The sequence below is a fragment of the Nostoc sp. DedSLP03 genome (assembly GCF_034530815.1).
GTDB lineage: Bacteria > Cyanobacteriota > Cyanobacteriia > Cyanobacteriales > Nostocaceae > Nostoc.
Window position 1 is genome coordinate 91,052 of the sequence record NZ_JAVRCK010000001.1, and the last position, 12,603, is coordinate 103,654.

Below are 12,603 nucleotides of genomic sequence, written 5' to 3' on the forward strand. Positions count from 1 at the left end.
CTGCTGGAAAACCTGATAAACCCCACGACTTTCGCCGGGGGTTTATTCATACTTTTATTTTATTGCTACGCCGATAATATGAGGACTAACAATTGGCAATTGTGCATCGAATCGCTCGTAATGGATGCTACTAAAACCAGCATTTCCTAATGCTATCCAAGTTTCTCTATCTGGATGACAACCATCACCTATTGCTTTCCCAATTGGACTAATTGTGTTTTGTACTTGTTGCAATAAACTTCCTTGAGGTGCGGCGACATGTTCAATAAATAAGAAGCGTCCACCTGGTTTAAGTACTCTTAAAATTGCCTGCAATGTATAATCTATATTCGGCACAGAGCATAAAAAGAATGTACTAACAACAGTATCGATGCTGTTATCTTCGGCATCTAACCATTCGGCATTACCAATGCGGAGGTCGATATTTAAACCCAGTTTTTCTGCTTGTTTTTGAAGAGAAGAATGCGTCTGTGAATTTGGCTCGATTCCTATCCAATGGATATCTTTAGGATAGTAGGGTAAGTTAGCGCCTGTTCTGGGGCCAATTTCTAAAACTTTACCTTGGAGATTACCAAAAAGAGAACGTTTGCGATCGCTGACAATTTGATCGTATTTACTACTATTTGAAGCCATCATCCAGGCAAAAAAGTTTTTCCGAAGGTTTGCAAAAATGTTATTTTTTGAATCTCCAATAATTTGGTTTACATTCATTATCTACTTCCTAATTTTTGAGCCGAGAAATTGGGGTGCTAAACAACCATTTGATAGCATCAAGGTACAATACTTGGTGTTTGTTGTACCTCACCCATTAGACTCACCTGATAGGATGAATTTAATTAACGTATTACGCGTAATACAGGAACCGTAAGATATCACAGAAAGAACAAAAGGATAGAGGCGTTTATATATAAGATGATCGGCGATCGCCTGAGAAAAGCTAATATAACTGCGGATGTTATAATCCAAAGTGGGTTTTGCAAAACAGCGTTTATTGAACTCCAATCGCTCTCATGAAGTACGAGATACCAAATTGGCAGCGGTAGTAACTTAAATTATACGACGAATAGTGACACAGAAATTAACTCAAAACAATTGTTTCATCCAAGAAAAACTATGAGCTTTAAACTTCAAGCTTTGCAACTTCCGACTCTCCAGAAAAAATCCGAAGGGCCAATTGTAACTGCTTGGCAGAAATTTCTTTTAGATTACGACTTCCCTATTGCTGCCGTTGATGGGGATTTTGGGAATATTACAACTCAAGCAACGCGTGATTATCAGACTAGTAATGCTTTAACAGTAACGGGAATTGTCGATACTGCTACTTATAAAAAAGCGCTAGAGCAAGGTTTTGCAATTTATTTTGCTATCTACACCGATGGCGGGAATAAATTCTTAACCTATCTTAACTTTGGAGTAAATGAAGTCAAAGATTTACAAAAAAGTTTAACAGCGATCGGTCGTTTGAATCCGCCGTTAGTAGCTGATGGAGACTTTGGCCCCAACAGTACAAAAGGACTAGCCGAAACTTATAAAATCAGAGACATCAATTTCCGAGCCGAGTTAGCTCAACAGCTTTCTAATACAACAAAAACCAAGCTTGGCATTGATTTGGAGTTGGCTTTAGACAACATAACTCAATACGCTAAAAAATTAAGACAACGACTGAGTGGAAAAGCCTGGGTTAATTTTTTCCCAGACAGCGACTCAATTGATGATTTAGCTTCTCCCTTCCGTCAAAAAGTACAAGCTTTTGAGCAAGCCTTAAAAAATGCCGGAGCTAATATCGATATATCTTCAGTATTTCGCCCTTCAGAACGAGCTTATTTAATGCACTATGCTTTCCGTATTAGTAATAATGAAATTGCTGCCAAAGATGTTCCACCGATGCCTAATGTAGATATTAATTGGCTACATTACACCAATGCTGGTTCTGTCCAAGCTGCTAAAGAAATGGTGTCTGCTTATAATATTGCTTTTCGACCTGTTCTTACCTCTCGTCATACCCAAAGATTAGCAATTGATTGGGAAATTACTTGGTCAGGAATCTTAAATATCAAAAACGCTAACGGAACGACAGTTAGCATTACTCAGCCACGAACGAGTTATGAAAATTCTACTTTATGGCAAGTTGGGCGTTCTTACGGTGTGATTAAATTATCTAGCGATCGCCCCCACTGGTCACATGATGGACATTAATGGCTAGAGGAACCGCATATATGGAGAACGCAGTTCCAAAGTTCAGAGTAGAATGACTTGATAAAAATTCCAGATTGGAACAAGGAAAACTCCACAAAGGCTTCAAAATAACTCTTTGTGGGGGATTTCTATTTGCATCTCCCAATCTCTGCATATTTTTTGAGTACGGTAAACCGTATTTGCTCGTTAGTTCCCAAAGATTAATTAAATTGTTAAGTTTAGTTACATAAATAAGTAAAAAAATGCTGCAAACATTGCTAAATGGGAGAAATTATGAGAAAGAGTAGTATACTTGAAGACCGAGACAAGCCGAACAACCTTGCCTTATCGTTAGCGAGTCTTCTCCCAAAGCGAGATGCAAGGGCTAACGAGCATCATGAGTCTTACAATCCGTCGTAGACATTGCTCAGATTGGGCGAATATATCAGCATTCTTGATCAGTCTTTAATCAAGTTTCTCAAAACGTTAAGGGAAATAAGGAACGGGGGAAGCAGGGGAAAAGTAATGCCCCATGCCCCATGCCCTATGCCCAATTTTCAAGTTAGTTTCATTATTTCAGGATTGGTAACATTTATGGGAATTAAAGAACAGCCTAAGTCACCTCGGTTTCGGATCGTTGCTAATATTTTACTGGCAGTATCAGGACTATTCCTGCTCTTGAATTTATTTTTGCCTGGTTTATTTGCTTCTGGCCCTGCTGGTGTTCCCTATAGCTTATTTATTCATCAAGTACAGGAAGGGGAAGTCAGCCGCGTTTCCGTTGGTCAAAACCAGATTCTTTACCAAACAAAAACAGAAAATTCCCAACCGGGCCAGGTGTTTGCAACGACACCAATCTTTGATTTAGAGTTACCCAAACTGCTAGAAGAAAAAGGAGTTGAATTCGCTGCTACACCGCCACCCAAAAATACTTGGTTCACAACCCTCTTAAGTTGGGTGATTCCACCACTGATTTTTATTGGGATTTGGCAGTTCTTTCTTGCACGTGGTGCTGGTGGCGGTGGCCCTCAAGGTGCGCTTTCCATTGGTAAGAGCAAAGCTAAGGTTTACGTTGAAGGCGAATCTGCGAAAATCACTTTTGCAGATGTGGCTGGGGTAGAAGAAGCAAAAACTGAGTTAGTAGAAATTGTAGATTTCCTCAAGACTCCGGCACGGTTTACGCAAATCGGCGCTAGGATTCCCAAAGGTGTGTTGTTGGTTGGGCCTCCTGGTACTGGTAAGACACTTTTAGCAAAAGCCGTAGCAGGAGAAGCAGGAGTTCCATTTTTCAGCATCTCTGGTTCCGAGTTTGTCGAATTGTTTGTCGGTGTCGGTTCTTCCAGAGTCCGGGATTTGTTTGAACAGGCTAAAAAACAAGCTCCCTGTATTGTATTCATTGATGAATTAGATGCGATTGGTAAATCTCGTAGCAGTAACGGCTTCTACGGTGGTAACGATGAGCGCGAACAAACCCTCAACCAATTACTAACTGAGATGGATGGGTTTGCAGCTGGGGATGCAACGGTGATTGTGCTAGCAGCTACCAACCGCCCGGAAACCCTAGACCCGGCATTGCTGCGTCCAGGTCGCTTTGACCGCCAAGTGTTGGTAGACCGTCCCGATTTATCTGGTCGTGAAGCAATTCTCAAGATTCACGCTCAAAAGGTAAAATTAGGAGATGATGTAGATTTAAGAGCGATCGCTACTCGTACCCCTGGTTTTGCTGGCGCAGATTTGGCAAACTTGGTAAACGAAGCCGCATTATTAGCGGCGCGCAATCTGCGTGAAAAGGTTGCTCAAGAAGACTTTGCCGAAGCAATTGAGCGGGTAGTCGCCGGTTTAGAGAAGAAGAGCCGCGTGATGAACGACACAGAGAAAAAGATTGTTGCATACCATGAAGTTGGTCACGCAATGGTCGGAGCGCTGACAACCGAAAACGGTCGTGTAGAAAAGATTTCGATTATTCCTCGTGGGATGGCTGCTTTAGGCTACACTCTGCAATTACCAACTGAAGACCGCTTTTTGCTGAATGAAGATGAATTGCGGGGTCAGATTGCAACTCTGTTAGGTGGACGTTCCGCCGAAGAGATTGTGTTTAACAGTATTACCACAGGTGCTTCCAACGATTTGCAACGAGCAACTGACTTGGCAGAACGGATGGTAACAGCTTATGGTATGAGCAAAGTCTTAGGGCCATTAGCTTATCAACAAGGACAACAAGCAGCATTTTTGGGTAATGGTGCGCCGAATCCTCGGAGATTGGTGAGCGAAGATACAGCGAAAGCGATTGATATCGAAGTCAAGGAAATCGTGGAAACAGCCCACGAGCAAGCCCTAGAGATTCTTAGACAGAATCGAGACTTGCTAGAAGCGATCGCTACTCAACTCTTAGAAACAGAGGTCATTGAAGGCGAAAAACTGCACGATTTGTTGAGTCAAGTTAAACCTGTAACTCATTCTTAATTCGTAATTAAGAAAGTCAGATTTCATCCACAGAGGTACGCAGAGAATAACTTTGCGTACCTTTGTGTTCCTTTGCGTTAAACCTCTGCGTTCCTTTGCGTTTCAGAAATGCCACTTATCGCAATACAAATACCAGCTAACAAAAATGCTAATCCACCCCCAACAGCACCAAAAAAAGGTGTTATTACTTGCAGTTGGGGAAATATAACGCCAAACAAACTCATTGCTAAAGCAAACCCACCAAAATACATCCCAATTCCTAATCCCGCCCATCGCTGGGGTACTTGCCCTAAAGCAAAAGGAATTGCTCCGTTGACAATTAAACTAAAGCTTGGAATTATCAACACAATTATCGGAATTTGTGCCCCTACAGATATCATTATCAATAACGAAGGAATGATTGCACAGATTCCACAAAGCATTGCTTGACTATTACCAATTTTAACGGCGAAGATTCCTGCTGGGATGCTGGCAATTGCGATCGCTATTCCAATCCACACCATCAGCACATCAATATTATCAGTATTCAGTTGGGTCTTGAGTACTTTACCCAAGACATCCATGAGAAATCGGATACCCCACGCAACACCGAAACCAGTTCCTAAAATCAAAGCCAATTTCTGTAAGGGCAACTTTACTGTTTCTGCTTGGTGTCTATCCACTGGTGCTTCTGGAGGATTGACTAACCGCAACACAGCTGCCGCCCCCAGCATCACAAAAGAACCAATTGCAAAGGTATAAACTGGCCCTAAGCTTAGAATAAACTTGTAGCTTATCGGTCTAAAAGCCCCAATCACACCGCCTGTTAAAGTGACAAAACTTACTGCTAAAGGTAACTGGGCTGGTGTCGAATACATCCCCAATAGGCACATAACTGGAGAACGAAATATTGCCATTGCCAATGCCCAAGCTACCAATACTATAGGTAAAAGTGCCCGCATCACGGTAGTAGACGGGATCAAACTTGCAACGCATGGTATGGCAATAAACAAAGCCGATGCCAGAATCATACCTACTGAAATAAAAGGAAACCGAGTTCCTACCCAGCGTCTAGCTTGGTCTGAAAGTCCACCCATCACTGGTTCCAGCACCGCACCCAAAGCATTTTCAACTAGCACCAAACCAACTGCTAATGAAGCCGGAAAACCAAACTGAGTCAGAAGTTGCGGCAAATAAATATTATAAATTAACCACGAGAGGGTAATTGCTCCCTGCACTGCTGCCAACACCCAAACTTGCACCCATAAAATATTCAGATGAGATTTCAAGGTAGTCATAACGAAATGGAAATTGGGCATTGGGCACAAGAGGCAGAGGGGCAGAGGGGCAGAGGGGAAAGATTTAGTGCAACTTCTCCCCTGCTCCCTGCTCCCTGCTCCCTGCCCCCTGCCTCTCTTGTTAATACTCCGGAACTGACGGATCGATTTCTTTACTCCAAGCGGTAATTCCGCCTTTAACATTCGTCCCGACAATCCCGGCTTCCTTGAGAATAGCTAGGGCTTTTGCCGATCGCCCGCCCATTTTACAATGAGCAATTAAACGATGACCGTTCAATATTTCCTTCACCTTAGCAACACCATTGCCATTTTCAATGTCTGGTAAGGGCACCAACACTGAACCCGGAATCTTAGCAATGTCGTACTCATGGGGGTTGCGGACATCTAGCAGTACAAAATCCTTTGCACCGCTATCTAACAACTCCTTCAAATCCTTGACAGTCATTTCTTGACTTTCCATCTGCTGTTTTGCCTCCTCTGCCTTAGCTTGTGGAATCCCGCAGAATTCTTCATAGTCTATCAACTTTTCAATCACTGGGCGAATCGGGTTCGGACGCAGTTTCAACTCCCGAAATTTCATATCCAAGGCGTTGTATAGCAGCAATCGCCCGCTGAGAGTGTTGCCTTGTCCCAAAATGATTTTAACAGCTTCGGTTGCTTGGATTAAACCAATAATTCCTGGCAAAATTCCCAATACGCCACCTTCTGCACAAGAAGGAACCATTCCTGGTGGTGGTGGTTCTGGGAAAAGGTCACGATAATTCGGGCCACCTTCGTAATTAAATACAGTAGCTTGCCCTTCAAAGCGTAAAATTGAACCGTAGACATTGGGCTTATTCAGCAATACGCAGGCATCGTTAACTAGATATCTGGTGGGGAAGTTATCAGTACCATCTACGACGATATCGTAAGGTTGAATCAGATCCAGGGCGTTTTCGGAAGTCAGGCGAGTTTCGTATAAATCAACCTGACAATAGGGGTTAATCTCGTGAATGCGGTTTTTTGCCGATTCAATCTTAGGTTTACCCACCCAGGATGTCCCGTGAATTACTTGGCGTTGCAGATTAGAAGTATCGACAATATCAAAATCGACAATTCCGATGCGTCCAACACCCGCCGCCGCCAAATATAAAAGTAGTGGTGAACCGAGTCCACCTGTACCGATACACATTACACTAGCGGCTTTCAGGCGCTTCTGTCCTTCTAGTCCTACTTCCGGTAAAATCAGGTGTCGGGAGTAGCGTTCGTAATCGTCTTTGCTTAACTGGATTTCGTCCAGATTGGGATTGAGCATAGCAGTTATGATGTAGGAAAGCGGAATATTAATCCTATCGAAAAACTGGATCTTATATAGAGATAGGAGTGGGAAAGACGAATTTTCATCTGTGGTGGCGGCTAAAACCGCTACGAGTGACTATCTTTAAACTAAGTCAGTTATTTTATATTTTCAATTTCCTCTATTTGAAACTGATGAGTATCATCAAGGCTCCAACTTTTGAGTTCTCCAGCTTTGCCGTTTTGGACGGAAACTATTATATACGAGTATCCCTGCCAAGCGTATATGCGATCGCATTCTGAAGGGATAGCAGGATGATCTGGATGAGAATGAAAAATGCCGATAATGTTCAGTGAGCGATCGCGTGCTTCCCTTTGTGTTTTTAACATAACTTCGGGTGCGATCGTATATTGTCGTCTTTTACTTTCTGTTGTGCCTTCCCCCGGAAATTCAGCAGCCGCTTTTGTATTCCAAGCATTTTCTGTTGGCATGACTTCTACCACAGTTTTGCCCTCATTAGCCAGATAGCCCAAAATTATACCACAGCACTCATCTGGGTAAGTGCTTTCGGCATGGGTGCGGATAATTTGCAAGTGTTCTTGGCTAAGTTGGATCATGTCTGCGTTTGTAATTTTAGCAACTTCTAACAATTTTTGCTTAATGCGTATGCTAGCAAAAACCGCAGGCGATCGCAGCCTTTAAAAAAGATATGTATTTTTTTATCGCTCCCTCAAACATTTGCTTACTGCTTTTGTATTGCCTAGACACGAGAAGAATATGAAGAATATACAAGCTCACTACTTGTATGTATATTTTTCATCCCGGAATGTGAAGAGTATGTAAAGATGCCTATCTAAATCATAGATATCTAAGTAGGATATTAACTATGTAGTTATTTTGAGGCTATTGAAACGTTCTATATTTTAAGCTAGTAGGACTTAGGCGCTGGCAAAAAACCAAATTATGAAGGATGAATTTTAGATATTTACTTGTCAAATTTTTTAATACTTGTTCAGTGATTTATACAGAACAAAGATGATTAAAAAAGCCTGAAATACTGGATTCACCTAAATACACACGCTGATGAATTTGTACATTGCTTAAGACTTAAATAGTTTGAGATAGTTAGCTAAGTGCTACCTAAAAGCTTTTTCATAAGGTGAATTTTCGATAAATATTACTGTTTTTCAAAGGTGAAGTAGAAAGTATGTCAAAAACGTCAAATTTCAGTGAGTTTTTGTCCTTTAAAACAGCATTAACTCAGGGTTAAGAACTTAAAGTTACTGAAAAAATCTATTCAGGTGGGTAAAAGTTATGGCAGATATCATTGGAACCAATGGTAATGATACGCTAGTGGGTAGTAATGATGCGGACACGATTAAGGGTCTTGCAGGCAACGATACCATTACAGGCAACAAGTACGGTGATACCCTGACTGGTGGAGACGGCAAGGATAAATTTGTTTACAATTTGGGTGACGACAATGATATCATCACTGATTTTGATGGCATAGGTAAAGGAACAAACCCAACAGCAGCAGTCATTGCCAAAGTTGATACCATCAAATTCCAAGGCAATGGCTTGACTGCTCAAAATCTGTTGCTGACTCAAAATGGCAAAAATCTGGAAATCAGCTTTGAAGGGGTGCTTGATTATAGTCCAGTCATCCTGCAAGATTTTGCCCTAGAAAACTTAGATAACCTAAGCTTATCTACAGGAGCCACTGTAGACTTGGGCAATATCCTATTTGATAAACAAACTAGCATCACAGACAGCTTTGATGTCTTCAATGCCAATTCCACCCAAAGCACTATCTTCAATAAGAACACAGTCACTTTCCTTAACGACCTCGACAACAATGTTAACGGTTTTAACAACTCAGATGACACGATCAATGGTCAAGGAGGTGATGACAAAATCAACGGCTTAAGTGGCAATGACTTGTTGCGTGGTGGTGCGGGCAATAACACCCTCAACGGTGGCGCAGGTAACGATACCTTGAGTTTTAGGGGTTTTACAGGCAATAACTTACTCTCTGGTGAGGATGATAATGATTATCTTTACATTTCTAATAGCGCCAGTAGCTCTGACATCTATTTTTTATCCCCCTCAAGTAATAATACCCTAGACGGTGGTGCCGGTGACGATACATTGCGTGCTGACTACGCTCAGTATAGCTCATTAGGCGATAACCTACTCTCTGGGGGCGATGGTAATGATTCTCTCTTCATCTTTGCTTCCGGGTTCTTTTTACCTGGGGATCGCTCGTATGACAAAAACACCCTCAACGGTGGTGCAGGTGATGATACCTTGAGTACTAGTGGTTTATCAGGCGATAACCTGTTCATTGGGGGCGATGGCAATGATTCCCTCGGCCCTTTGGGCGCTGAAAATTCCCGCCGTGAGGGTAATAATACCCTCAATGGTGGTAATGGCGATGATACCCTTAATGGTGGTAATAGCATTGGTAATAGCAATGACTACCTCATAGGTGGCGGTGGCAAGGATAAATTTGTTTACAACTTAGACTACAGCCCTAGTACTATCATTGATTTTGGTGGAGTAGCTAAAGGAACAAATCCTACATCAGCAGTCATTGCCGAAGTGGACACCCTAATATTTCAAGGTACAGGCTTAACTGCCAAAAATCTGCTGTTGACCCAAAATGGCAACAATCTAGAAATCACCTTTTCTGGCGTGATTGGTGGTCGCAAACTCATTCTGCAAAACTTTGCCCTGGAAAACCTGGATAATCTAAGCTTATCTACAGGAGCCACTGTAGACTTGGGCAATATTCTATTTGATGGACAAACTAGCATCACGGACAGCTTTGATGTCTTCAATGCCGACTCCACCCAAAGCACTATCTTCAATAAGAACACAGTCACCTTTCTTAATGACCTCGACAACAATGTTAGCGGCTTTGACAACTCAGATGATGTCATCAATGGTCAAGAGGGTGATGACAAAATCAACGGTTTAAGTGGCAATGACTTATTGCGTGGTGGTGTGGGTAATAATACCCTTAACGGTGATACTGGTAACGATACCTTGGATGCTAACTCTTCACCAGGCAATAATCTGCTTTCTGGAGGCGATGGCAATGATTCTCTTAGCGCCTCTGGCTACCAGTACTACAACAGCTACACCATACAAGACGACGACCTTCGCTCATCTGGTAATAATACCCTCAATGGTGGTGCAGGTAATGATACTTTGAATGCTAGCGGTTCAAAAGGTGATAACCTGCTATCTGGGGGCGATGGCAATGATTCTTTAGATATCTCTGGCTTTGAATCATCACAGAGCATCTACTACTCCTCCTCCTCCGATTCTCGCTCAGAGGGCAATAACACCCTTAACGGTGGCGCTGGTGATGATTACTTGAATGCTAGTGGTTCATCAGGTGATAACCTGCTATCTGGGGGCGATGGCAATGATTCTCTTGACGTCTCTGGCTTTTTTGACGCAGTTACTGATACAAGTAGTGACTCTCTCACCTTAGGCAATAACCTACTCTCTGGGGGCGATGGCAATGATTCCTTCTATGTAAACAGCAGCCAACTTCCATCCTCATATCCTCCTGCTGTCTCTGGCTTTGTGACTCAAACGGTAGATGGGGGTAAGGATGACGATTTCTTGTTCGTTAATTACAGGAATGCTGAAAGGGGGATCGCTTCAACATTCAATACCACTACAAACAAAGGAGAAATTACAGCGGGCACGAGTCGAGTTAGCTACAAGAATATCGAACGATTAAATATCTTTGGTACATATCATGACGATAACATTGTGGGGAATAGTGGGAACGATACGCTCTCCACAGGCACTAATGGTAAAGATACGATAGATGGGGGGACAGGTGACGATGTGTTGTCCGTCGATTACAGATATGGTAGTAAGGGAATCACAACGACTTTTAATGCCACTACAAACAAGGGAGAAATTACGGAAGGCACGAGTGGAGTTAGTTACAAGAATATCGAACGACTAAATATCTCAGGTACAGATTACGATGACTTTATTGTGGGGAATGATGGCAACGATACGCTCTCAACTGGATATAGTGGCAATGATACGATAGATGGGGGTAAGGGTGATGATGTATTGTTCGTCAATTACGGTTACGGATATTATCCTTTAGACGGGATCGCTTCGACTTTTGATGCCACCACTAACACTGGATCGATTACGGGATCGATTTCGGGGGACACGTATGGCGTTAGCTATAAGAATATCGAACGATTAAATATCTCAGGTACAAATTACGATGACTTAATTGTGGGGAGCAATGGCAATGATACGCTCTATGGGGAGTCTGGCAATGATAGCCTTTATGGAGGTAATGGTAATGATACCTTTGCTTTCAAATATATTGACAATGTTTTTGATACTATTTATGACTTCAACGCGACTGATGAACTCATTCAATTACCGAGTTATTCTAGTTCTGATGTAGCCTTATCAATAGGTTCACTTAAGCCAAGTCAGTTTACCCTTGGAACATCTGCAACCACAGGCGATCAACGATTTATCTATGACAATATTACAGGTGTACTGTATTTTGACCGAGATGGTAGTGGTGGTGCATATACTCAGGTAAGATTTGCACAATTTTTGGGTGGTGTGACACTAACTGAAAAGAACTTTGTGATTGTTTAATCTTCATTAGCGCTCTAAGATCGCTCAAGGCATGAAATGGGAGGTACTTAAAACAACACCTCCCATTCGATTTTTCAATGCAATTAGTACAAACAGAGAGTAGATGATGGATTTGGTTCCTTAACTTTCGGCATGGGTGCAAATGATTTGCAGTATTCTTGGTTAAGTTTGTTTATATCTGCGTTGATAATTTTTATAACCTATAGCGATTCTTGCATAGATATATATTGGCAGGCGATCGCTCTTAATCGTAGTATAAGTAAACCAAGGCGTAGCTAGCAAAAACCACAGGCGATCGCAGCCTTCAAAAATAAATATATGTATTTTTTATAACCTTATAAAATATTTATCTACTAGGTTCTACTTTCTTATTGCCTAGACACAGAAGAATATAAAGAATATACAAAGCTCAATACTTGTGTATAGATTTTTCAGTAAGTAATGTGAAGAGTATGCAAAGATGAGTATTTAAGTAGAAACATCTAAGTATGATATTGACTGTGTAGTTCTTTTGAGGTTCTTGAGATATTCTCTATTTTCAAGCTAGACACCCACGGATAACAGGTTACAAGGAAGGCATCAAAATCTTTTTCCCGATTAAGAGTCAACTGTTGATTATTTTTATCTTCTAGTAAGACTTAGGCGCTGGCAAAAAAATAAATATAAAGAATTTTAGGTACTTAAAAGAGTAATTTTTACTCAAAAAGGATGATAAAAAACCTGAAATGACTAGTTTTCGCAAATTCACAC

At 41.7% G+C, this 12,603-nt stretch carries 7 protein-coding genes; 3 read left to right on the top strand and 4 right to left on the bottom strand.

Annotation, left to right across the window (positions count from 1 at the left end):
• Positions 1–54: 54 nt before the first annotated feature.
• Entirely contained in the window at positions 55–636 is a 582-nt protein-coding gene (locus RM368_RS00400; protein WP_322692203.1) for a class I SAM-dependent methyltransferase, read from the bottom strand.
• Positions 637–1,113: 477 nt separating this feature from the next.
• Between RM368_RS00400 and RM368_RS00405 the strand changes: the two genes are divergently transcribed.
• Both RM368_RS00405 and ftsH4 read left to right on the top strand, forming a co-directional pair.
• On the top strand, positions 1,114–2,196 hold the full coding sequence (locus tag RM368_RS00405; protein ID WP_322692204.1) for a peptidoglycan-binding protein: 1,083 nt from the start codon (positions 1,114–1,116) through the stop codon (positions 2,194–2,196).
• Between the two features lie 573 nt (positions 2,197–2,769).
• The gene (gene ftsH4, locus RM368_RS00410; protein ID WP_322692327.1) at positions 2,770–4,638 is read left to right on the top strand and encodes an ATP-dependent zinc metalloprotease FtsH4; all 1,869 of its coding nucleotides are present in this window, start codon (positions 2,770–2,772) and stop codon (positions 4,636–4,638) included.
• Positions 4,639–4,715: 77 nt separating this feature from the next.
• Here ftsH4 and RM368_RS00415 read toward each other — a convergent pair whose 3' ends face one another.
• The 3 genes from RM368_RS00415 to RM368_RS00425 all read right to left on the bottom strand — a co-directional run bounded on the left by RM368_RS00415 (position 4,716) and on the right by RM368_RS00425 (position 7,808).
• The gene (locus RM368_RS00415) at positions 4,716–5,915 is read right to left on the bottom strand and encodes an MFS transporter (RefSeq protein WP_322692205.1); all 1,200 of its coding nucleotides are present in this window, start codon (positions 5,913–5,915) and stop codon (positions 4,716–4,718) included.
• Positions 5,916–6,036: 121 nt separating this feature from the next.
• On the bottom strand, positions 6,037–7,209 hold the full coding sequence (moeB, locus tag RM368_RS00420) for a molybdopterin-synthase adenylyltransferase MoeB (RefSeq protein WP_322692206.1): 1,173 nt from the start codon (positions 7,207–7,209) through the stop codon (positions 6,037–6,039).
• 140 nt (positions 7,210–7,349) lie between these two features.
• Positions 7,350–7,808 carry a M67 family metallopeptidase gene (locus tag RM368_RS00425; protein WP_322692207.1) on the bottom strand — a complete coding sequence of 153 codons (459 nt, stop codon included), beginning with the start codon at positions 7,806–7,808 and terminating at the stop codon, positions 7,350–7,352.
• Between the two features lie 697 nt (positions 7,809–8,505).
• Between RM368_RS00425 and RM368_RS00430 the strand changes: the two genes are divergently transcribed.
• Positions 8,506–11,853, top strand: a complete 3,348-nt coding sequence (locus RM368_RS00430; protein WP_322692208.1) for a calcium-binding protein — start codon at positions 8,506–8,508, stop codon at positions 11,851–11,853.
• The last annotated feature ends 750 nt before the right edge of the window (positions 11,854–12,603 follow it).

Coding starts and splice junctions, on each gene's coding strand:
- moeB (WP_322692206.1), bottom strand. CDS start 7,209: ATGCTCAATCCCAATCTGGACGAAATCCAGTTAAGCAAAGACGATTAC.
- RM368_RS00405 (WP_322692204.1), top strand. CDS start 1,114: ATGAGCTTTAAACTTCAAGCTTTGCAACTTCCGACTCTCCAGAAAAAA.
- ftsH4 (WP_322692327.1), top strand. CDS start 2,770: ATGGGAATTAAAGAACAGCCTAAGTCACCTCGGTTTCGGATCGTTGCT.
- RM368_RS00430 (WP_322692208.1), top strand. CDS start 8,506: ATGGCAGATATCATTGGAACCAATGGTAATGATACGCTAGTGGGTAGT.
- RM368_RS00400 (WP_322692203.1), bottom strand. CDS start 636: ATGATGGCTTCAAATAGTAGTAAATACGATCAAATTGTCAGCGATCGC.
- RM368_RS00415 (WP_322692205.1), bottom strand. CDS start 5,915: ATGACTACCTTGAAATCTCATCTGAATATTTTATGGGTGCAAGTTTGG.
- RM368_RS00425 (WP_322692207.1), bottom strand. CDS start 7,808: ATGATCCAACTTAGCCAAGAACACTTGCAAATTATCCGCACCCATGCC.